The sequence below is a fragment of the Microbulbifer mixtoriginis (SeqCode) genome (assembly GCF_052467705.1).
In genome coordinates, this window is sequence record NZ_CP174322.1 from 3,245,079 (window position 1) to 3,267,588 (window position 22,510).

A 22,510-nucleotide genomic window follows, 5' to 3' on the forward strand; every position below is an offset into this window, starting at 1 on the left:
TGGCCGTGAAGCAGGTCATAAATACCGCCCGGCAGGAGGACTTTTTTGAAGATTGCCAAGTGGTTCTCAGGCAAACCCAGGAGGGAAAAAGCTGTGAAAGCAGGCAAAAACTGCCCGAAAAAAAGGGGCCCCTCCCCGCACAAGCGAGAAGGAGGCCCATTTGATTAACTCTGCGGTAGGAAGTCGATCGGGTAGAGAATGGTGATTGTTGGAACACCAGCCTTTTCACCGAAGTTAAACCGTTTGACCCTTGCAACAATTTTGGCATTAAGTGCCGGCGAATCCATATCGCTGGACTCCACTTGAGCCAGGGACACAGAGCCATCTGGTTCGATAGTGATCTTCAGCACCATCTTGCCCTGTAGAGCCGGGTTGTTGCGCAGCTCGCGGTTGTAGATGCGATAGAGCGCATTCTTATAGCGGTCGAAGACAATCTGGATCTCCTCGTCGGTACGAGACGGGCCAACACCATCGCTGAGCGGCCGGTCCTCACCGGCAAAGTCACCCTCATTGCCAATAGCACTTTCAACACGTGCAAACTCGACACCACCCAGGGAAGAACCCGTTCCACCCACATTGCGACTCACATCTGAAGCGCTGATGCCACCACTGCCCTTAGCTGCGGCAGACGTAATCAGAGAGCGCTGGCTGCGATTCTCTTTCTTACCCGCCGTGCTCAGCTGGGTCTGCTGGCCGAGACGGTTATCCAGATCATCCTGGATCAGATCCTGGAAATTATCCTTAAAGGCCAGAACACCTGTGCGCTCAGCTTTCTTGCGCGCCTGCTTCTTCTCAGTTTTGGTTGGCTTGGGCTCTTGCTTGGCCACCTTCTGCTCAGGCTTGGGCTCGGGCTTCTTCTCCTCTTTCTTGGGCTTGGTTTTCTCCGGCTCCGGCGGTGGCTTGGGCTTGGTTTTTTTCTCGATTACCAGCTTGGCCAAACGCTCTGGAATCTCAACCACTTCGCTTTCCGGTTCCGGCAACGTATAGAGTGGCACCAGATAACCTAATAAAGTGGCAATAAACAGAGAGGCGAATACACAGAGACGGAAACGCTTTTCATCTTCACCCTGCGTATGCCAGGGCATAACCATTGGGCGAAAATCCGGTTGCTCGAACTCACGGGTAATTTCGAACTCGTACTTGGACTCTTCCTCTTCACGGCGCAGCTCATCTGCCTGCTCGTCCAGAGCAAAGATTTCCTCGCTGCAGTATTCAATATTATCGAGCACTTGCCGGCGGGATTGATGCAGCTGCTCCAGCTGTTCGTTGAAATCGCGGGTGGACTCACCGATTCGAGCAATCACCCGCTCGGAGGCATCGACCCTGTAATCCTCGGCCCAGAACATTTCACCGGCGCCGGCCTCTTCGAGCTTGCGCAAGCGCTCGGAAATTTCATCAAGCAGCTGGAACTTGGTGCCATTGGCCTGCAACTCGGCCAGCTGTGCCTCTATCTGCTGCCGCTCATCCTCGAGCAGGAGCATGCGCTGGCGAACCGCATTGAGCGATTCGCTAAGCGCCTGCTGTTGTTGTAGAAAATTACTCACAAACTTCCATTAACCCTGAGATGCTTTCTGAATAACCGCCAGCGATACCTTGGTGTAACCAGCTTCCGTACAACTGGACATCACCTTCTTAAGCAAACTGAACGGAATGCCCCTGTCCGCGAGAATATTGACTTCCGGTGGCTCCGGCTGAACTTCTCCCTCGGTGCCGGCTTCTTCGGCCTCCGCCTCAGCAGAGGCCTGGGCCACACCGATAGCCTTACCCATCTCGGCGATCATCGCCTGCTTAATGGCCTCGATAATGATTTCTTCACTCTCAAGTACCTCGCTGGTAGCCACCACTGAATTGGATTCCACCAGAATTTCCTCATTGGTCACCATCAGGGTTACGGTTTCCCTTGGTTTGGTCTCCACCACCGAATCCGGCAGTGTGATCACCTTGGGCGGCTCCAACGCTTCATTACTGGAGGTGTTGGTCAAGAGGAAAAAAACCAAAATGGTGAACACGTCCATTAGCGAGGTAAGGTTCATTCCCGAGGTTTTTTTACGCTTATGGCTGCGCGCCATGCGCTTCATACGTCGGCTTTCATGTCTCACGGCGCATCTCCTATCGAAATATCGGGAAACAGCACCACTTTCTCTACAGCACTTGGATCACTGGGATCGCTGCCTTCCACACGCACCTCGGCTCCGCGCACGGTATCCATTACACCCACCAAGTGCTCATAGGCAATATCCGCTTCCATCAACAAAATGGAGTCGGTTTTTTCTGGGTAGCTGGCCTTAACCTGCAGTAAAAACTCGGTGAGTTTTTTCAGATCGTAGACCTCCGCAGTTGGCAACAGAGCAAGCTGTTCAACCCCCCCGGCACCTTCCTCTGTAGCCGCTTCCAGCGGCGCAGACTCACCCTCTTCGGATTGCGTCAGGTTTGGAAAACGCGCAATGACTTTCTCACCATCACTAATCTCCAGCGCCTCTGTGCGAACGACGACTTCTACCGTGACCGTGGGATCATCCGGCGCTCCACCACCAGCTCCGCTCGGCATATTTAGCTCTAAAATTGTTACCCGTGAGAACACCGCCGATACCAACAGAAACGGCACCAGCACCACCATCAGGTTTAGGAAGGCGGTGATGTCCAGCTCCGGGGCCTCTTTATCTCTCCCGTGGCGCCGCCTTCTCATTACGCAGTTTCCGTTTGCTGTTCTTCGGTTTTGGCCTCGGCCACTGGTTGTGATTTGGTGTGCTTCTCAGACTTGCTAGCCGACTTGTTTTCACCTTTATTTTTTGAAGCAGGCGCATCGACTTCGAAGCGACGGCGGGTTGAACTGTCAATCAGATTGGAGGCTTTTACGGAAACCATTTCCAGGCTATCGATAATTTCTCCAGTGAGGGAGTTGAGCAGTGCATGCACAATCAACAGGGGGATACCGGTCATCAGACCGAAAGCCGTTGTGTTCATCGCTACCGAGATACTAGCGGAAAGCAGGTCGGCTTTTTCTGCCGGGTTGGCATTGGCCACTGCGGTAAAGGCTTCAATCAGGCCCATAATAGTACCGAGCAGACCCAGCAGTGTGGCGATATTAGAAAACAGTGCTACGTAGGGCGTGCGCTTTTCCAGCTGAGGAGTGATTTCCATCATGCTCTCTTCCATCGCGATTTCGATATCTTCGCGGCGGCGCACCGCACCCTGACGGGCCAGCCCCATGGAAAGTAGCTTTGCCACACTGGAGTTATCCTGCTTAACCAGATTGCGCGCACGATCGAAATCACCACTGGAGAGGATTGGCTGCAATTTATCCCACATAGTGCGGTTGGTACGACGCTCGTAATGCAGGCGAATAAATCGCTCAATTGCTACTGCGCCACCCAGGGCGGCCACCACAAGAATGGGGTACATAAAAGTACCGCCCGTCTGGAAAAACTCGATGACGCTGTTGAAAAAGTCCATTACAAACCCTCTTGAGAAATACTGCAGTAATTGGTTGCTGCTCTGGCTTTAGCCAGAGAAAGGACGGCGTTAATCGCCGGACAGGCTGAGCTGGTAGAACTCCAGCTCACGCATGAAAACTTCCTTGTCGAGCGGCTTGAGCTTGTCGTCCATCAAACTGGAGACAAGATCACTTTCGACACCCACCTCGGAACTTTTCCAGGGAACGATATACAGAGACTTGGGCGCTTCCTTATTACCAATAATGGAAATACCCGATAACTCTTTAACTTTGGTATCCACTTTCTTATCTGTGGCTTGGTTTTTCTCACCCTCTTGTGCCTGCGCACCGGCAAAAGGAAAAATGGCAAACCCCATCATAAACGGCAAAATCCATTTACACTGCGCTATCACTTGCCCGCCCTCCGTTTGAGATCCGCCAGCCAGATAGACACATCCTGGTCCTCGGGTTCCAGCTGTACATATTGCTGGAATTGTGCCAGAGCGCACTGGAGATCTTGCAGATAGAGATCACACAATATGCCGAGATTTTTTATCAATGGCAGGTATTCGGGGTTTTCTGCCAAGGCATTCACATAAATTTTGCGCGCATCGGCAAAACGACCCTGCTTGCGGTAAAGCACTGCCAATTCATTAGTGGCCACCGGGTGCTCGGCATCTATTTCCAATGCTTTAAGAAAAGCCTCTTCCGCTTTTTTTTCTTCTGCCACCTGAATTTGGGCAATGCCGAGATTAATATAAGGCGCGGGCAAACGCTGCTCCCGCTCAACTACCGTCTCCAACAAATCAATCGCGCGCGCAAACTCCTTATCCGCAAGGAATTCCAGGGATCGTTCAAAGTCCCGGCTCACACTGCCGGACACCCGCACAGAGGAATAATCAGAAACCTTGCCCGACTTGGTCTGAACTCCCGCACAGGCAGCCAAAAACAGCGTAACCACCCACAGGAAAACCACTCGCAGTTTTATTTGCATAGCCCTCTTCTCCATTCTCGCTATTACTGGCCGGAAACTACTTCCGCTGATTCCAAGGCCTCCGGCTCCGGTGGCAGAGGGACAATACTCTGCAGATAGTCACCAGCCTCTTCGACACGGGCATAACGGGCCGGCATCAGACCGGCAAGTTGGCCGATACTCTTATCGATCCAGGGGTTGTAGATACCCATCCCAAGTAACTCGACATTTTTTTCATGCACGGAAATCGCTTTTTCCTCGAACGGATAAATTTGATCTTCCAGAGCCAGCTCGTACTCTTCCAGTTCCAGCGCACTCAAATTCGTTGGGCGCTCGGATTCCTTCAGAGACACACTGAAGTGCAAATAAATTTCCGCGAGGTAATAAGTGGCTGCGGCGGTCACATCCGCTGCCTGGTAATCAATCAGGGCAGAGAAATCGCTAATCGCTTTTTTCATGCGCTTGCGTTTCAGGTTGAGGTTCTGCTCGATTGGCTTAACCAGCATCACCTTGGTAAAGGCCTGATAACTGGGCTCAGCCAGCTGTAAAGCGGCGCTACCAGCCAGGTAGCGGGTGCGATCACTGCGCTGGGAACCGCCACGCTTCTCTATGCGCACCATCTCACGCAGTTCCTGCATATAGCGTTTTTGCTGCCCAGCAGTTTTGTAGATATCGGCGATTTTTTGCCGCGTCTCCAGGGCGGGCTCCATGGGGTTGGGGAACAGCTTCACGTAGCGCCTCAACACCGCCAACGCCCTTTCGCTGTCTTTAGCGGTACTGTAGAGATCCGCTGCCTGTGTCAGAGCCTCGCGGCGTATTTCCTCGTCCTCAGATTCTCGCTCAATACGCTCAAACTCCGCCGCTGCCAATAAGAGCTCGCCACTTTCCTGATAGACCACCGCCAGTTTCTTGGTGACATCTTTGGCCAGTTCGTGCTCTGGGAAATTCCCACGGAAATTGTTCAGCACTGTGGCGGCCTGGGTCCAATCCTTGAGCACAATCAGGGAAGCAGCAGCATCGTATTCGGCGGTGGCCAGTAAAGTGGCTCCCGGAGCCGCAGCGCGAATGCGCAGGAAGTGGCCGGCAGCAGTAGCGTGGTCCTCCTGCTTGCGTGCCATATCACCCTGCTGGTAAATGGATGCCGCCAGATTGTCGACCAGGCCAGCACGATCCTTGGCATCGGTGGCGGTGAGATTCAGGGTTTCCCCATAGGCCACTTCCGCATCGGCATAGGCATGGGTATCAAAGGAGCCGTGAGCCACAACCATCCAGGCGGAGCGGCGAATCTCCTGCTCTGCCGCCGGGAATTTTTCCAATAGCTGGCGCCCGTTATCGATCGCCGGCGTATAGTCTTTAAGACCGTACAAATCTTCCACCGCACCCAGCATTACCTGCGGCGCTTTGGCGTGCTGTGAGAAGGTATCGGCAAAGGTTAACGATGAACGAATAATTTCACGCAACAATGGAGCGCGCTGATCTGCACTGGCTTCTTTCAGATTGTTGGCCAGATGCTCGCGATAAGCGTAAACCGCAGCGTAACCCGCCTCGCTGGAATCCTTGTGGGCAGGATATTCATAGGCGGTGCGCTCATATTCCAGAGCGGCATTGTGGAAATCGCGATTTTCCAGCATCAAGCCGGCGAGCTGGTAGTTCATTTCCGGCGCACGCTCAGCTTCACGGAAGGACTGCAAGTAACGGCGATACCAGTGAATTGCCTCTAGGTAGTGCTCTCCTTTTTTATCCTTCAGTTTTTTGTTTTGGTAGGCGGCATGGTAATGACCGGCCAGGTCGATCAGGTTAGCCTGTAGAAATTCGACCACCTCGCCGAACTCATTAATATCGAATACTGTCCAGTAGTCGGCATTGAGGGCATAGGTATTTACAAAAGTCTTCTTCGCCTCAAGCACCAGCTTGGGGAAACCGCCCTTGCTATAAATCTCGATCACACGAATGGAAAAATCCGCAGAAACCTTGTGCAGTGGATTGCGCTCCACAAAGGCAATATAGGATTTGGCCGAATCCTGATAGCGCCGCTTATTCAGGTAATACTCACCGAGATGGCTGTACACCAGGTATTCATACTGGCGCGCGCCCTTGCGGGAGAAATAGTCGACAATTGAATCCGGGCCCTCCATATATGAGAAGCTCAGACTCACCACGCGGAAAGTATCGTCCACATGCTTGCGTTCAACTGTATTAGTCTGCTGGTCAAAGTCGTAACCCTGGGAGACTTTGTAATCGAGCATGGCCACATAATCGTCCAGGGCCATCTCGTACATATCCTGCTTAAACAGGGACCAACCGCGTTTATACAGGGCCAGCTCGTAAAAACTGGAAATCTGCCCGATGGTGATTACCCGGCCATAGGCCTCTTCCGCATCCAGATACTTTTTGCGGGTAAAGTAATATTCCCCCAGGCGAAACCAAGCTTCATCGATATGACGGGAATCAGGGTATTTGGCTACCAACTGCCGCAATACATCTACTGCGGCATCAATTTGCCCGGCCTCTTCATAGGCGCGGGAGAGCTGGTACATCACCTGGTCGTTGCGGTCGTAAAGAGGGTATTTCTTCAGCAGGTTGAGATACAGCGCAATGGCCTCTCGGGCATTCGCCGACATCAGCGCTTCCGGGTCTTCTTCAGGAACCTGCAGTGGAGTGGTGTCTGCGGCGATATCCACACTGCCACTAGCGCGAGCTTCAAAGTCCGCATCAGACTCCGCACCTGCTACATGCTCAGTGGGGATACGCTGTACCTTGGCAACAGGCGCGGTTACCTCAGCCGGGGCTTCCAGGGTATTTTCTGCTGTTGCCTCCGGTGCTTCGATGGCAATCACAGCACCACTGCCTGCTGTGCCAGGGGCAATACCGTCAATGGCAGCATCCTCGGCCCGGTGCGCCTGCTTAATTTTTAGGTCGGCAATCCGACGCATCGCTTCAGGGGTGAGACTCGATTCGGGCGTTTCCTGCAGGTAGCGCTGATAACTTGCCAGGGCCTTTTCCAGGCTGCCGTCGATATATTCCTCTTTGATCTCAATATCGACATTTTGCAGGCTGCCAATTGTTTTGCCGCTGTTCACCGCACAAGCGTTAAGTAACAGTAATGCCGCGGCGAATGCACCATAGCGCAGTGCATTTTTGGGCTTCCGCCCTGTAGTTATTGGCTCGATCGCAAAACTAGCAGAGAGGCTTACGCGATGATTTACAGGTTTCACGCCTTATCCCCCTCAGTTTCTGAAACTTGCCGTTCAGTGGATTTATTCTCAGGTAAAATTTCCGGCTGGCCTGTTTGGGGTTGCTCACCCTGCTCCAGTGGCCCATTTTCACTTTCTGGCACTTTCAATTCGGCAGGATTGCTCTCAGGCAGAGTTTCCGGCTGAGCTTCTAGGCTCTGCTCCTGCAGCCCATTTTCGCTTTCCGGTGCTTCCAATTCGGGAGGATTTTGTTCTGGCAAAGTTTCAGGCTGAGCCTCGCGATGCTGTTCAATCTTGCGCTGATCCTCGCGCTGCTCTTGCAGTTCATTGGCGCGGTCGTAACTGTCGGCTAGGGCGAAGCGCGCTTTGATCTGGTAACTCTCCAGTTGGCTGCGGCGGCGCTCCAGCTCTTCAACAGCGAGTGCTTCCAGCATGCTGCCCTGGCGCGCCATCAACATCTCCAGACGCTGCTGGGCCGAGCGAATCTGCGCACGTGAACGCTGGATATCCTTGTTATAACCGGTGTAACTGTGGGTCGCCGCCTGGCGACTGCGCACATAGGAACGGTACACCGTTTGTAACTTTTCGATCTCAGCGTTGAGGGCCTGCAAGTGCTTATAGGCCTCGGTGAGACGCTGGTGATATTCGGTAGAGAGACGCAAATCCAAAATACCCTGCAAGCGCTCAACACGGCTGCGGCTTTGCTCGGTAAAACCTTTAGGGTTGCGTGCGATCTGCTTATGCAACTGCAGTAGTTGCAGGCGCGCTTCCTGCTCTTCGGCGGTGGCGAGATACTCCGGGCGGCGAGAAACCAGCATTTGCTCTATGCGACTGGAAAATTGATCGCGCTGCTCCATACGCAGCTTGATACGTGCATCCAAGGTACGGAACTGCTCATCCAGCTGTGGTAACAGGGGCTCGTAGTAAGCCCGACGCGCGCTGATAATATCCTCGAAGGCAGTGAGACTTTTAAGCCACTCTTTATTGCGCTCGTAGAGATCATTCAAGTCGCGGTAGTTACGCAGGAATTCTTGGTAGTCATTGGAGGCCATGAGGTCGAGGAGATAGTGAGTCTCCGGTGCCTCCGGCAGGTTGCGCAGCGCCACCACCCAGTTTTGTACCTGGGTAGCCTCTTTGCGCCGCAGCGCTTCGAGAAATTTGCCCTGACGAATACTGTTGATGGAAGCCGTCAGTGTGTCGATCTCGCGACCAAAGGCATCCAGAGCGCGGCCGTAATGAATTGCCGCAGTACTGTGTACATCCAATTTTCCATAGGCGTAAGGTACAGCCAGCATCACTTCCTGCACCGATTCATTGGTGCCCTTACGGTTTTGCAATATCCGCCAGGGCACCAGGGCGCGATCGAAACGCCCCGCTCGAGCCTCCACCCAACCGGCACCGAGCAGCGCCCGATTGGAGAAAGGCCCTTCGAGATTCACCCGATCAAAATAGGGGCGCGCCAGCTGCAGTTCACCAGCCTCCATCAAATGGGAACCCAGTAATAAATTGGTCTTATCGTACAGGGCCTGATCGGCCGGGTCGCCACTGTGGCGCTTGCCCAGAGCGGTTAGCTCCAGCACCCCGCGCGCTTCCTCACCGGATTTCAACTGGGCAATGCCCAGGTTGAACTCCACAAAGCCCTCCAGGGATTCCTCACCTTTCAGGTCTTTCAGTAGCTCTACCGCCTCTTCGAGACGCCCCAACTCCATAAAAACCCGCGCGCGCAGGAATTGCTCATCGGCACGCACCCGCAAGGGCACCCTGCCCTCAATCATTTCCAGCGCATGCAAAGCGTTTAGAGGCTGCTGTTTGTGGTAGTGAATTTTGGCCAGACGATAGGCGGCTTCATTGCGCACTTCCTGCGAAACATTGCCCTTCAGCACCGCTTCAATTGCACGCCCCGCTTCCCGGTGCATACGGTAGGAAAGCTCCAGGTCACCCACAGAGAATTCAGCCTGCCCAAGATGATTACTAAAGGGGTCTAACTCGGGCTCATCCAGACGGTGATACTGGGCCAGCTCGTTATCCAGCGCTACAATCGCATCAAAGTAGTTTTCCTGGTGGGCGTAGTACATGGCCGCACCAAAGAACAGATCGCGTAATTCTTCTTTATCATCGTCTGCGCCAGCCACACTAGGGAGTAGAGACAAGCTACATAATGTAAAGCTGAGAACACGCAGGCCAGCTCCAGCTACGCCGGAAAATGCCGAAAGCAGGGGGATACGCATGGTTACCAGTCCTTGAAGTTAATCTCGGACTCGGTTCCGGAAATTCTGATCTCGACAAACTTTGGCCCTACCGCCTTGTCGATTTGATAAGAAGCATTGGCTCGATACTCTTTACCGGAAGGGGTCTTGCCAATAAAGCGTACTTGTAACGGGTGTCCACCAGCCTGCACATTACCGGTATAGATTTTTTGCACCCCCCCTTTTTGTAAGGACTCAATTTCCCGGTAGGTGTAGAGGTGGTGTGCCACGATTTCACCATTGAGAGTGACTTCTACGGATTCCAGTTCAAAAGGCTTTTCGTCTGCGACAGAAACAAACAAAGCCACCTGAGTATTGGAAGGAAACAACAGTTTCTCTTCCAACTGTGCCAAAGTTGCTGTCAGATCAATTACATCTTTCTTAACATCCTGAATTTGCTCGTCCAAGCCACGGATATCATCACGACTGACATTCTGCGCATTCACTGCGGCAGCCAGTAAAAGAAGGAGAGCTATCTGTAAAATTCTGAACATGTGGCCTACCTCTGACCCAATCCTTATCAATGAAAACCAGCGATGTGCAAACCCCTTGAGGGCCACATTGAAGTGCCTGTAAACAGGGACCTTTCAGCCAGCGGCATTGTAGTGAATACAGAAATAGGCAGATGTGAGGAAAGTCAAATCTAGGAAAACCGGCAATTGCTAATTTTTTGCACTGAGAAGTGATGCGATTGGGTAATTATGTGAGGTGGATCTCATTAATTCTAAATTCGCGCCGAAATGTTAATGGCTACTGTTTTATAGATTCATTGTGAAAGTCTTTCACAAGCAAAACTGCCAACCTATAAAATATTAAAAGTACCTGCTGTGCAATCGATAATCATTTATCATTTGCGACTAGCAATAAAATAAGCGGGGCTAGCCATTGGCAATCACCCAATAGATACAGGAATGACTGCCAACTTGTAAAGAAGCCGCTCAAATAGTCCGGCGATTTAATCGCCGCTGTTCAATGAAATGATCACTTTACCCTTTGCACGCTTGGTATTCAGGTAAGAGAAAGCCGCCAGACTCTGGCTGAATGGATAAACTTTATCAACGACGGGAGAAATGATTTTGTCCCTGTATAAGGCGCTTAGCTCACTGAGCTGATCCCCATTCGCCTGCATAATGACCATACGGTAAAACGCATTCTTGTCTTTCGCCTGTTTCAATACCGGGCGAGACTTAAGCCCGATTAGCTTACGGAAAAACCAGTTGATACCCAACTCCCTCGCCGTCAACGGGTCCAGCACCCCAGCAATAGATACTACTCTGCCGCCTCTTTTCAATACTTTAAAAGCATCCATTGTGTATTGTTGGCCTAGGGTGTCATACACCACATCAATATCAGACAATAAATCCAGATAGTTTTCTTTCTTATAATCGATCACTTGGTCCGCACCGAGTTTACGCACCCAGTCCACATTGGCACTACTGGTTGTAGTAATCACATAAGCGCCGTAGGCCTTGGCAAGCTGAATCGCCATAGAGCCGATGCCACCGGAACCCGCATGGATCAATACTTTCTCTCCCTTCTTCAAACCAGCAGCCTGGATCAAGGCCTGGTAGGAGGTCAGCCCCACCAAAGGGATACTTGCAGCTTCTTCATGGGAGAGGTTTTCAGGTTTCTTTGCCAGATGCGTAGCATCCACCACCAGATACTGGGCAAGGGTGCCCACGTGATCCTCCCCCACCCTGGCGAACACTTCCTCTCCGGGCCGATATTGTGAGACTCCACTACCCACTGCGACCACCTCACCACTCAGATCCCGGCCAATTCCCACCGGCAAGTTGAGCTTCTTTAGCGCTTTCATCTCGCCGCGCATCACCATTAGATCAATGGGGTTGATGCTGGCGGCATTGATCTTGATCAACACCTCGCTCGCACCTGGCTCGGGTACATTCGCCTCCTGGAAAGCCAGACTGCTATCGATATCGCCATACTGAGTAATTTTGAGTGCTTTCATTAATCTCTCTAGACATCAGTTCAAGAATGAGAGCGATAGTGCCCCCTGCCCCAACTGAGAAACAGAGAGCATTTAGTGGAAGTCTTTTGTCTTTCTGACAATAATGAATGCTAAGTTGCCGTGTAAACAAGCAAGAATAGGGGCTTTATGGACAAAATCCGGGCATTACGCTACTTCAAACGCGTGGCAGAACTCTGTAGTTTTACTGCAGTGGCTGAGGAATTCGATGTTCCTGCCTCTTCTATTTCACGGCGTGTGCGGGACCTTGAGCAGTCTCTGGGAGTAGAGCTATTGCAGCGCAGCACCCGCAAGGTGGAAGTTACCGAACTGGGTAAGCTCTATTACTCCATGATTAATGAAGCCATTCGCCAACTGGAGCAGGCAGATGAGCTGGTGAGCCAAACCTTCGAAGCCCCCAGCGGGTTGATCCGTATCAGCTGCCTACCCTCTTACGGCGAACAGCACTTAACCCCCCTACTGGAACAATTCGTCCAACGTTACCCAAACATTGTTTTTGACCTGCACTATAGCGACGATCTTACCCAGCTAGGTAAAGACCCTGTAGATATCGCCATTCGCGGAGGCTCCGCTCCCGATGAGCATGTCATCGCCAAGCGTTTATCCAAGAACGAATTCTCACTCACCGCCACACCCAAGTACCTAAACACCCTAGGGAAAGAGTTACCGCTAAACAAACAGGCTATTGAATCTGCCCACGCCCTCCAATACCGCGGCCCCAGAGGACTGATTGACTGGCACTATTTCGATGATGATCACTGGGTGCCACTAAAGCTATCCACCCACCTGATCAGCAATAATGGCAAAGCTCTACTGGCTGCAGCACTGAATCATCGCGGTATGTTCTGTGTACCCTCATGGAGTATTTGCGAACACCTGGAATCTGGAGAATTAGTACAGGTTCCCACCCAAGGTAAAGTCTCTGTCAGCCCTGGAGGTGATATTGGCATCTTTCTTCTTTACGAGCGCAGTAAATATCAAATACCAAAAATTAAACTATGTGTGGATTTTATTTGTGAGCATTTGCAGCATCACCTAGATAGAACCAACGAGCAAATATAAACAACCTGAATACCAATAAATGAATTTTTGAGAAGTGCCATATAGCTGACTAAGTTACCATTTTTACTGAAAAATTTACCACTCCTTAGTTAACCTTATTAATCACGACTTGAATTTTATGTTTTTGTCACTTTAAAGATTTCCTCTCCAACGAATAACCAACTGAAATATAAATCGTTGTAAGTGCCTGGGAAGCATATACATCAAATGATATATTGCGACTTCGATAAATGATCAGTCAGCCGTACAAAAAGGTAGCGATGGATTCCTCACTCGAGAAAAGAGCAACACTTAAGCACAAGATATATGCATGTATAGCTTTTGGCATAGTCTGCCTACTCCCAATTGGAGCTTCGAGTGAACTTTTGATCAGTGATGAAAAAGCTAGATTTCTTGCTTTTACTAGCGTCACTCTCTCTATGGTTCTACTCACAATCTTATTCATTTCTCTCCCCAGAAGAAAATCGGCAATAAGGAAAATTATCGCAGATCAGAAAAAAAGCCCTCTCTTGATGGGGGTAGCTTTAACTATGGGGATCCCAATTACCATCTATCTTTCAATAGCAAGAGGATTACCAGCAACATTACATTTTTTCATATCAACTCACGGCAGCATAGATGTAACAGTTTCAGGAAAATCATCTAGATACCGAGAGAAGCATTGCAAAGGTAGAGTCCTTCTGAGTGAGTACAACTCCTTAATGAGCAATCAGATATGCGGCGTGACAAAAAAGTCATGGGAGGATCTCAAACCTGGCGACAAACTACGTCTTTATGGTAGGAGGTCATTTTTTGGATTTAACCATATAAATTATACAAAGTTAACCGACACAGAAATATCTATTTAACACCCACACCTATACATTAAAACCTTAAAATAAGAAATTAGCATTAAACAATAGACAGAAACTAGCACACAATCCATCTAAGATTCTCTATTGATATTCTCTCGCAGCAATCTATTTAAACCACCAAAACCTAAAGGATAATAGTGGATTTAGATTGTACATAGGGTTGTATCCCAGGCCTCATCAGCTCTTGGCTTAATCATGATTTTAATTACTTACATAACCAAACACTCGATACTAAGAGCTTTCAATGCAAGCCCTGTACTTACTCTAGGATTTTACCATCTATCAGGTGGTTGATAGCAGTGCTGTGGCGCAAAGTATGTGGGTTAGTTGCTATATGTAACGCGGGCTATATTCCTTTACCTACTACATTTATCCGGTGTCTTAATACGTAAGCACAACATAAACTACAGCCTGCTCCTCTACTGGTACCGCAAACTATCTGAACAAACTTTGGTGTCTGATACCCCTGACTTTGTTCTTGTGGATATCCGATATCCTGTGGCCACTACGGGAAATCTGGGTGTATTGGAGTTCCCTAATGGTATAAAGCTGGTGATCAATAGCCCGGTGTTGTTGGCGCAAATTCCTGGCCTTATGGACCTGTAAATACGATATGGTTACCGTTTAACAGCAAAGTCTGGTTTTTCCGTCAGCCCATCGATTTCAGAAAATAGATTAATAGCATTGTACCGCTGGGGGCTGATACGCCACATAAAAACTCAGCATCTGATCAACTCTTTGGTGCCCAGATGGATTAGACCACTACAATGTGGTTTATATACCGCTTACGAAGGCCTGCAGCGATTAGCAAGCAGAGGACCTGCTCTGCCGACCAATTGCTAGTTATGGAGAAAGTACACGATGAGTAAGTTAGAAGTTATTCCGAGAACCATTTTTTTCGCCTGCTCGGTATTAGCGTCCACCATTGCGATAAACTCTATAGCCCATGCGGAAGACAAATATGCAACAGCCAAAGAGCTGGGTATCATGGAAGGATTTCCGCCACCACCTGATAAGCAAGTCACCAAAAAGAATGCCCTAATGACTTCGCCGTTCATCCGCTGGTCCTATCAGCACATGCGGATGTTTTATCCTTCGGCGAACATACCCGCCGCTGCCAACCCGTCAACACTCCAAAAGGCTATCGATAATAGTTTTGCGTCCGGCGTCAAGATCACGGATCCAAAGGGTAATATCAAGTCGGTCGCTGATTTTCTGAAAGAGACCTGGACGGATTCCCTGGTCGTGATTAAAGGCGACGACATCGTCTACGAGGAATACCTCAATAGCATGACGCCAGACACGCCGCACCAGATGATGTCTGTGACCAAATCATTCTGCGGCTTGCTCGGCTTGATGGCGGTAGCAGAAGAAAAACTGAAGGAAACCGACCCGGTTACGAAGTATGTTCCAGAACTCAACGTGAAGGACGGGGCTTTCGCCAACGCCACCTTTGGCCAAGTTCTGAATATGACCAACTCCATGGATTTCACCGAAGACTATGCGGATCCCAAATCCGGCATCCGCATGTATAGTGCCGTCCTGGGCTGGACACCGAAATTGCCGGGGATCAAATACCCTGAGAGCCTGTACGATTACCTAGTGACTCTCAAAACCGACAAGAACTACAAGGACGGCCAAGTATTTCACTATCAGACCCCCAAGACCGACGTCGTTAACTGGGTTACCAATCGTGTGACCAGCGAATCGTTCCAAAAAGCTCTGCACGAAAAGGTCTGGTCGAAGATTGGCACCGAGGGTGAGACCTACGTGTTGGTTGACAACAACGCGACGCCGGTAGCCGGTGGTGGCCTGAATGCAACACCTTACAATCTCGCTCGCTTTGCGATCATGATGAAGGATAACGGTAAATTCAACGGCCAGCAGGTCGTGCCGAAAGAGGTAGTCGACAAGATCGCCAAGGGGGGCAGCATCGAGGCCTTCGATAAAGGTCCAGACTCCGACGATATTGTGTATAAAAAAGGCGAATGGAGCTACCGCGCCCAGTGGTGGGTCAAACATACGCCGGGCATGGAAGCCTTCATGGCCATTGGAGTTCACGGGCAGTGGATCTATATCGACAGGAACCATGACATCGCCATCATCAAACAATCCTCCATGCCGCCATCCAAGGACACCTACCTGGACGGGTACAACCTGCAGGGCTTCTATGGGATCATTAAATATCTGGCGGGAAGGTAAAGCTTCAAAATAGCTAAATGCTTTGATATTTCCGGTAAGCAATCTTGTGGGCCAGATAGAAGACATAATGCGCTCGATAGACTTTGTTCGACATTGATCTGAATGACATACAAAATTCGACGAGCTGAGCAGCCCAGGTGTCGCGCGAAACTGTGCAATACCCCTCAGGGAGGTAGGCCTGTTTCGAATCTGGTATCTGTTTGGAATCAGCGCTTGGCCTCGTCCTTGCGCTCTCCGGTTATTCCGAGAAACCGTACTCCAACTCCTTGGTGACCAAGCAATCGGAAGCAGGCATTCCTGTGGCCGAAACCGCTGTCCCTGCCTTTATCAACGGCAATATCTACACGACTGCAGAAGCCGTCGCGGTCCGCGGCAGTACCATTTCCATCAGAATTCAGCACCGAACTTCCAAAACATCCATTCCCAGTCTACGGTATCATGCACATCTTTCGCCCATAATAGAGGTAACTAGAATATCGGTTTTGTGGATGTTCCTAAGGCTCGGCATTGAGTAGACGGTCATTCAGTATCATCAGATCGATAGGTCGATCAGTTTCACACTGTGTCTCAATTCAAAAACGTATCTGCCATCGCAGGGCCGCAACAGAAATCCTCTTGCGACTCAGTTCATGTGGCCTGACCCATTGCAGGTCGCCCGTGATGCGTAGCCAAGGCGCCAAGTGCATGTTGTAGAAAAGTTCTATGCCCTGTTCATCCCTGATAAAGAACTCGGGATTGAATGGCATGGTAGAACCGATCCTTGCCAGCCCCTTGATCAGTTGGTTACTTAATCCATATTTAAAATAACCGATCCCCCAACGATCCTGCTGCCGGCCAGGAAACAACCCCTGCCCACCGACGCCAGCTAAAAAATGCCATTTAAGGGGATTAGGGTTTCCATCGGAAATTGCGCCTTCCGCAAAGAGGCCCCATCCAATATCCGGGTTGCCTGGGTAATGATAAAGATATTGCTGCACACTGGTACTTAGATACCAATAACCTTTCCGCGTGAGGATGGATTCGGACGCTGCAGGAAGGTCGAGAAGCGAGGGAATAGTCGAAAGATTCAGCCCCTTTTTCGAACTGTACACGCCGCGCACAGTATAAAAACCTTTTTGATCGTTTATCTTGGTAGGGAAAGTTGCTGAAAGGCTTGTAGTTTTGCCTTCAGCAAAGGGACTCCTGATTACCTCCTTCATCTGCGCGTTGCGGGGATCATAAACCATTAATGTAAAGGTTGCATAATCGGCCTTGACCTTCCCAATAGCGCCAAACAAGTATGGTGGAGTTACTCCACTAATTGGGGCCGCAAGTCCGATATTCATGAAAGTATCCAGGCCGCCACCGCCGATTAGAGGCTTCTTAGCGGCTACATCAAACATATAAAACTTGCCTAAGGTGAGCGAATAGCGATCTCCGATGGCTTGCGATAGAGTAATGGAAGTTTCGCGATCACTGCCACCGAGTCGTGGAAAAGCGAGCGCTGTATTAAACGGCAATAACTCCCCATTCCCCAAGTCATTCACATCATCACCAAAAATCCATTCCTGGTGCACATTGACTGACAGGCCTCGCCACAGACCCAGCTTCGACATATCCAGATTTACGATTAGGTCTCCTTTACCACCGTACTGCCAAGTCTTGTCGCCATCTCCTGTGAGCACACCTTGGTAGAATTGTGTAAGCCAAGCATCGACTTTTATCCCACGCTCCCGAAAGGCGTGCTTCAAACCACCTGGCCAATCGAATAATGATGGACGTAAGCAATATGAGTACGAGGGCGCAGCTTCTTCGACATTTTGAGCGGAAGCACCCTGCAAAGATGTGGCACATACTAATACGATTACGGCAATCACCCATTCCAACTTATGCTGCATAGATTTCTCACATGCACTCTAATTCATTATATTTTATGTAAGCGATCTCACTAGGACCAAGTGAGGACTCTATTCAAGGCATTCAAGTTGGGTCGTTGAATGGCCAGCCAGAAAATCCCAAGAGAGTGTTGTTAATCGATAAATATATAGGGATGCAGCCTGTGCCAACCTTTCTTACTAGCAACGTTCTTATATTACGCAACGCGACTATTGCCAGCCCAACCTTCTCAAGTTGAATATTTCTGGGACAGCAATGCCTCATAATCCTCAACGGATTAGCAGTGTGGATCAAACTGAAGTGCAGGCTTAATGCTTTAGAGTCACTGACCGAAGACACCAGCAGGAAGTTTTTACGAGCCATCACAAAGGGGCGAGGCTTCGATGCAGGCCCGATTAACCGCCACCTACAATTGCTATATCACGCATTTAATTTACACCCATTTTCTAACTGCGAAGGTATGGCCAATATTGTCAAAACTAAAAAAGTATTCTTGGAGGCTGCCCTGCTTTCGCAGGGCACTCCTGGTGCTAATTACCTGTCCTGTAAAAACTTCAACAAGTCGTGATTGAGTTGCTCTTTATGAGTGTCGGCAAGGCCATGCGGCGCACCGGGATAAACAACCAACTTGGCATTGCGGACAATTTTTGCTGCGGCACGGGCCGAATTGTCGATGGGAACAATCTGGTCGTCATCCCCATGAACTATCAACGTAGGCACATCAAATTTCTTCAGGTCCCCACGGAAATCTGTAGCCGAAAAGGCAGCGATAGAATCGTAGGTATTCTTGTGTCCACCTCGCATTCCCTGCGCCCAGAATGACTGAATCAAACCTTGTGAGGGCTCTGCATCTGGACGGTTGAATCCGAAGAATGGTCCAGATGCGATATCCAGGTAAAGTTGAGAGCGGTTTTCCAGGGACCCTTTACGGATACCATCAAATACTTCCAGCGGCAAACCACCCGGGTTGGTGTTGGTCTTAAGCATAAGCGGTGTCACGGCTGAGATCAGCGCGGCTTTCTTAACGCGACCTGTACCATGTCGGCCGATATAGCGCGCGACTTCACCGCCACCGGTGGAAAAACCCACCAGGGTCACATCTTTCAGGTCCAGCGCTTTGATGACAGCTGCCAGATCATCTGCGTAATGATCCATATCATTACCGTCCCAGGGCTGGCTGGAGCGGCCGTGCCCTCGCCTGTCATGCGCCACAACGCGATAACCTTTGGATGCCAGGAATATCATCTGCGACTCCCAGCTGTCCGAGCTTAGTGGCCAACCATGGCTGAAGGTTACAACCGGCCCGTCCTTTGGCCCCCAATCCTTGTAGTAAAGCTGCACTCCATCACGGGTGGTGATGGTGCTGGCTGTCTTAGAATAACTATTAGCAGACTCGGCAGCTTTACTAGATTTTGAGTCAGCTGAAGATTGTATTGCACTGAATGTAGTAAGGAGAGCTATTCCAAGAGCACCTATCTTACGAGTTAAGGGATTCATACTGGCTTCTCCTTCGAAGCATTTAAATCAGGTATTGGAAAATGCCGGCCACTTATTCAGCAGGCATAAGGTATACATCAATGTTTCCACGGGTTGCATTTGAATAGGGACATACGATATGGGCCCTGTTAATTAGCAGCTGCACCACAGTCTCCGTCAGTCCGGGCAAGCTGATACACAGCGCCACCTGAATGCCAAAACCTGTGGGTATCGGGCCTATGCCGACCTTGCTGGTAACCCGTGAACTATCTGGCAGAGTGATTTTTTCTTGAGCTGCGACATGCTTCAATGCACCCAGAAAACAGGCGGAATAGCCTGCCGCAAATAGCTGTTCAGGATTGGTGCCGTTACCACCTGCACCACCAAGTTCTCGTGGTGTTGAAAGTTGGACGTCGAGGGCACCATCAGTTGATAGTGCTCGCCCCTCCCGACCACCTGTAGCGGTAGCCTCGGCTGTGTAGAGGACTTTTTCTAACTGCATGCTAATACTCCTTGGTTCTGTGAAGAGCCGGGGCTCATATCTGTCAACGGGTTTAAATTTACCCCCAGAAATGGGACGATATGTAACAATAAGTCTTTATAATTTAACCAGGAGTATCGGAATGGGGGATCGGCTGGCTGCCCTGCTGGATAAGTTCTCAATCACAGCACGCGTATTCCACACAGGCACTTTATGCGGTATTAATGGGCTAAATGGCGACGGTGATATGGGACAGCTCCACTTGATTCGCCAGGGCACTGTCGAAGTCAACCACAGCAGTGGTCCGAAGTTGCAGATTTCAGAGCCCAGTCTGCTGTTCTACCCGCGACCGTTAGCACATCGCTTTATTACAGACTCCAGGAGTGGGGCAGATTTTGCCTGTGCCAACCTCAGCTTTGATGGCGGCCCTGGCAATCCTATAGCGGCAGCCCTGCCCGACTTTATCTGCCTTCCATTGTCAGCTATATCCGATTCAAAAAGTGTACTGGACCTGATTTTTGAAGAAGCTTTTGCCCAAAACTGTGGTCGCCAGGCAATACTGGATCGCCTATTCGAAGTCATAGTAATTCGGGTACTTCGGCACTTGATGGAGGAAGGGTTGACACAGGTTGGTATGCTGGCTGGTATGGCACACCCACGCTTGCGCTTAGCGCTGATTGCCATACATGAACAGCCCGCACATGACTGGTCCTTAGAAGAGCTGGCCCAACAAGCTGGCATGTCGCGGAGTGTATTTGCCAGATCTTTTCGTGATCAAGTTGGCACCACTCCAGCTGCATACTTGCAGCGTTGGCGGATATCGTTAGTACAGCGCGCTTTGAAACAGGGCTTGCCATTCAAACTGGTGGTAGAGGAAGTTGGCTATGGAAGCGAAGCCGCCTTGTCACGCGCCTTTAAAGCTTGCGTGGGATGCTCCCCTCGACAATGGCTTAAGCAACAAGCCTCGTGAAGACTCTATTAACTAGACTTCATCATAATATCAAGAAGTCCATGACTAATACCTAAGGAAGCAATTCATGCTTATTCTCACCATCCCACCAAGCGAACTTAATGAACTTCAAAAATCCCTTTATCACGGGTGCAAAGAAGCCAAGTGCTCGGAAGGATTAGACCACTACAATTAGTCTCTATCACGAGCATTCAAACAAGCGCAAGATATTACTATTAAGGTAATGGTTAGGCACGCATAAGATTTTTGAGTCTAATAACTGTGGCCACATGGCCCTTTGTAAGGCCCGTTAATACCCATAAGTACACACAAAAGCCCTCTCAAAGAGCTGCAGCAAGCTTAGCAATACCATCTATCGCTCAAGTCTCCCAATCTTTACCTCTCCACCTTCACCTCTTCAAATCTACAGTTGTCCTAAAATTAGCCCTCCCAAAAATCAATTGTCTTTCACAAAAGGAGCTCGATATGAAAACTATGAGCTGCAAGACATTAGGTGGCGCTTGTGATGTTGAATTGCAAGCAAACTCCTTTAAAGAGATTGCGGAACTTATAAGAAACCCTGAATCCATGAAAGAAAGGATGGAATCTAAAAAGAAGCTTTTCATCTCCCTACTCTCTCAGTAGTAAATGTGAACTCAAAGATGGCCAAAAATACTATAGAGATAAAATGGATGGCTACTTGGTATTTCTGGTAAAACCAAAAAATCTATTTTCCAGCCAAGTAAGCCACCTCATAGTGAAAGCAATTATTCAAGCAGTGTAAAAACTAAGATTTCTAAGTTAAAATAAGTGCAGACCATTGAGCATATGGAAATGTTATGCAATTCATAATAACTCTATCCATCGTACTCTTATCCAGTTCGAACTCCACTACCCAGAGTACGCCTGAGATCCTTAAGATGTATGAACACTTTACCTTGTCTAGTGCCGCTGCTGGTAAGTGTTACCAACCTAAAAAACCAGAGCTAGCTTCATTCCTGGCAAATTATGAACTGGTCACACGTATGTCATCTCAATACCTTAAAGAGAAAAGGCCCCAACTAACAGAAAAACAAACAGCGCAGATACTTCTAGACGCAGGTAAACGAGCAACTGACAGGGTATATCAAGAAATAGAATCCGCAAGCTGTATGAGCCCCAAGATTCAGGATCTTATTAAGCGATTTAAGGTGCAATCAGCTTGGAAACCAGGAAGAAGGACCTGATCCCCTGGAAAGCCACCGCCAATGCGTGGTTGTGCTTGTTTATTTCAGATCAAAATTCAGGCGAATAAATAGGCGTTACTAGGCTTCCAGTAGAGAATGGTATCGCCGAAGTTGGCTATTTATTGCTACCTGAATTTCACGGAAAAAAGTATAGTACCGAATCATTGACAGCCTTGATGGAATGGGCAACCTTAGAGCATGGTATCGCCCACTACAGAAAGGTAGTAACCAAAAATCATTTTACTTCAGAGCGAGTACTTGAGAAGTGTAGCTTCTACCTTGAAATGACAGCCCCAAGAGCTCCTATAATTTATAGAAAGACTTATACCGATCATATTTATTTTCCCAGGATAGAACCTATAACATGATTACTTGTTGAAAATCTGCACCTTAAAACAACTCATAAAACTTCTATCAATCACGGTCTCGATAATTTAGAAACCTATTGTTTTTTATAGGCCAAGGACTGGCAAAATAAAAAGTATCATTCTGACTACTGCAGAACCCTTTCCGAAACCCCTAGAGATAGCTCTTCTTTGGGATGACCATTGA

21 protein-coding genes are annotated in these 22,510 nt (G+C 49.5%); 7 read left to right on the forward strand and 14 right to left on the reverse strand.

The features are described from left to right. Window positions 1–164: 164 nt before the first annotated feature. The 10 genes from ACJJIB_RS14180 to ACJJIB_RS14225 form a co-directional block, all read right to left on the reverse strand. Window positions 165–1,544 (reverse strand): AgmX/PglI C-terminal domain-containing protein, encoded by a 1,380-nt coding sequence (locus tag ACJJIB_RS14180; protein WP_252082137.1) that lies wholly within the window; start codon window positions 1,542–1,544, stop codon window positions 165–167. A gap of 9 nt (window positions 1,545–1,553) precedes the next feature. Further along, window positions 1,554–2,099 carry an ExbD/TolR family protein gene (locus tag ACJJIB_RS14185; protein ID WP_252082138.1) on the reverse strand — a complete coding sequence of 182 codons (546 nt, stop codon included), beginning with the start codon at window positions 2,097–2,099 and terminating at the stop codon, window positions 1,554–1,556. Continuing rightward, on the reverse strand, window positions 2,096–2,686 hold the full coding sequence (locus tag ACJJIB_RS14190; RefSeq protein ID WP_444886556.1) for an ExbD/TolR family protein: 591 nt from the start codon (window positions 2,684–2,686) through the stop codon (window positions 2,096–2,098). The genes ACJJIB_RS14185 and ACJJIB_RS14190 overlap by 4 nt, the downstream gene beginning before the upstream one ends. Next, window positions 2,686–3,453, reverse strand: a complete 768-nt coding sequence (locus ACJJIB_RS14195) for a MotA/TolQ/ExbB proton channel family protein (protein ID WP_252082140.1) — start codon at window positions 3,451–3,453, stop codon at window positions 2,686–2,688. The genes ACJJIB_RS14190 and ACJJIB_RS14195 overlap by 1 nt, the downstream gene beginning before the upstream one ends. A gap of 69 nt (window positions 3,454–3,522) precedes the next feature. Next, window positions 3,523–3,846, reverse strand: coding sequence for a hypothetical protein (locus tag ACJJIB_RS14200; protein WP_252082141.1), 324 nt, complete (start codon window positions 3,844–3,846; stop codon window positions 3,523–3,525). Then, window positions 3,843–4,427: a tetratricopeptide repeat protein gene (locus tag ACJJIB_RS14205; protein ID WP_444886557.1), complete on the reverse strand. Its 585-nt coding sequence runs from the start codon at window positions 4,425–4,427 to the stop codon at window positions 3,843–3,845. Before ACJJIB_RS14205 ends, ACJJIB_RS14200 begins: the two co-directional genes overlap by 4 nt. A 23-nt stretch (window positions 4,428–4,450) precedes the next feature. After that, window positions 4,451–7,621 carry a tetratricopeptide repeat protein gene (locus ACJJIB_RS14210; protein WP_444886558.1) on the reverse strand — a complete coding sequence of 1,057 codons (3,171 nt, stop codon included), beginning with the start codon at window positions 7,619–7,621 and terminating at the stop codon, window positions 4,451–4,453. Further along, window positions 7,618–9,828, reverse strand: coding sequence for a tetratricopeptide repeat protein (locus tag ACJJIB_RS14215; RefSeq protein ID WP_444886559.1), 2,211 nt, complete (start codon window positions 9,826–9,828; stop codon window positions 7,618–7,620). The genes ACJJIB_RS14210 and ACJJIB_RS14215 overlap by 4 nt, the downstream gene beginning before the upstream one ends. A 2-nt stretch (window positions 9,829–9,830) precedes the next feature. Further along, the gene (locus tag ACJJIB_RS14220; RefSeq protein ID WP_252082145.1) at window positions 9,831–10,340 is read right to left on the reverse strand and encodes a hypothetical protein; all 510 of its coding nucleotides are present in this window, start codon (window positions 10,338–10,340) and stop codon (window positions 9,831–9,833) included. 461 nt (window positions 10,341–10,801) lie between these two features. Then, on the reverse strand, window positions 10,802–11,815 hold the full coding sequence (locus tag ACJJIB_RS14225; RefSeq protein ID WP_444886560.1) for an NADP-dependent oxidoreductase: 1,014 nt from the start codon (window positions 11,813–11,815) through the stop codon (window positions 10,802–10,804). Window positions 11,816–11,962: 147 nt separating this feature from the next. Here ACJJIB_RS14225 and ACJJIB_RS14230 point away from each other — a divergent pair, with 147 nt between their 5' ends. The 4 genes from ACJJIB_RS14230 to ACJJIB_RS14245 all read left to right on the forward strand — a co-directional run bounded on the left by ACJJIB_RS14230 (window position 11,963) and on the right by ACJJIB_RS14245 (window position 15,951). Next, entirely contained in the window at window positions 11,963–12,895 is a 933-nt protein-coding gene (locus tag ACJJIB_RS14230) for a LysR family transcriptional regulator (protein WP_444886561.1), read from the forward strand. A 260-nt stretch (window positions 12,896–13,155) separates the two neighbouring features. Continuing rightward, window positions 13,156–13,743: a hypothetical protein gene (locus tag ACJJIB_RS14235; protein WP_444886562.1), complete on the forward strand. Its 588-nt coding sequence runs from the start codon at window positions 13,156–13,158 to the stop codon at window positions 13,741–13,743. A 459-nt stretch (window positions 13,744–14,202) separates the two neighbouring features. Beyond that, complete coding sequence (locus tag ACJJIB_RS14240) at window positions 14,203–14,355, forward strand: hypothetical protein (protein WP_444886563.1); 153 nt, start codon at window positions 14,203–14,205, stop codon at window positions 14,353–14,355. Between the two features lie 255 nt (window positions 14,356–14,610). Further along, window positions 14,611–15,951 carry a serine hydrolase domain-containing protein gene (locus tag ACJJIB_RS14245; protein WP_444886564.1) on the forward strand — a complete coding sequence of 447 codons (1,341 nt, stop codon included), beginning with the start codon at window positions 14,611–14,613 and terminating at the stop codon, window positions 15,949–15,951. Between the two features lie 206 nt (window positions 15,952–16,157). Here the strand turns inward: ACJJIB_RS14245 and ACJJIB_RS14250 are convergent, their stop codons facing one another. From ACJJIB_RS14250 to ACJJIB_RS14265, 4 genes are all read right to left on the reverse strand, one after another. Beyond that, on the reverse strand, window positions 16,158–16,352 hold the full coding sequence (locus ACJJIB_RS14250) for a hypothetical protein (RefSeq protein WP_444886565.1): 195 nt from the start codon (window positions 16,350–16,352) through the stop codon (window positions 16,158–16,160). Window positions 16,353–16,523: 171 nt separating this feature from the next. Beyond that, entirely contained in the window at window positions 16,524–17,828 is a 1,305-nt protein-coding gene (locus tag ACJJIB_RS14255) for a carbohydrate porin (RefSeq protein WP_444886566.1), read from the reverse strand. 532 nt (window positions 17,829–18,360) lie between these two features. Continuing rightward, on the reverse strand, window positions 18,361–19,323 hold the full coding sequence (locus ACJJIB_RS14260) for an alpha/beta fold hydrolase (protein ID WP_444886567.1): 963 nt from the start codon (window positions 19,321–19,323) through the stop codon (window positions 18,361–18,363). 52 nt (window positions 19,324–19,375) lie between these two features. Continuing rightward, window positions 19,376–19,804, reverse strand: a complete 429-nt coding sequence (locus ACJJIB_RS14265; protein WP_444886568.1) for an organic hydroperoxide resistance protein — start codon at window positions 19,802–19,804, stop codon at window positions 19,376–19,378. A 121-nt stretch (window positions 19,805–19,925) separates the two neighbouring features. Between ACJJIB_RS14265 and ACJJIB_RS14270 the strand changes: the two genes are divergently transcribed. From ACJJIB_RS14270 to ACJJIB_RS14280, 3 genes are all read left to right on the forward strand, one after another. Beyond that, on the forward strand, window positions 19,926–20,753 hold the full coding sequence (locus ACJJIB_RS14270) for an AraC family transcriptional regulator (RefSeq protein ID WP_444886569.1): 828 nt from the start codon (window positions 19,926–19,928) through the stop codon (window positions 20,751–20,753). 465 nt (window positions 20,754–21,218) lie between these two features. Next, window positions 21,219–21,377: a hypothetical protein gene (locus ACJJIB_RS14275; protein WP_444886570.1), complete on the forward strand. Its 159-nt coding sequence runs from the start codon at window positions 21,219–21,221 to the stop codon at window positions 21,375–21,377. 703 nt (window positions 21,378–22,080) lie between these two features. Further along, window positions 22,081–22,326 (forward strand): GNAT family N-acetyltransferase, encoded by a 246-nt coding sequence (locus ACJJIB_RS14280; RefSeq protein WP_444886571.1) that lies wholly within the window; start codon window positions 22,081–22,083, stop codon window positions 22,324–22,326. The last annotated feature ends 184 nt before the right edge of the window (window positions 22,327–22,510 follow it).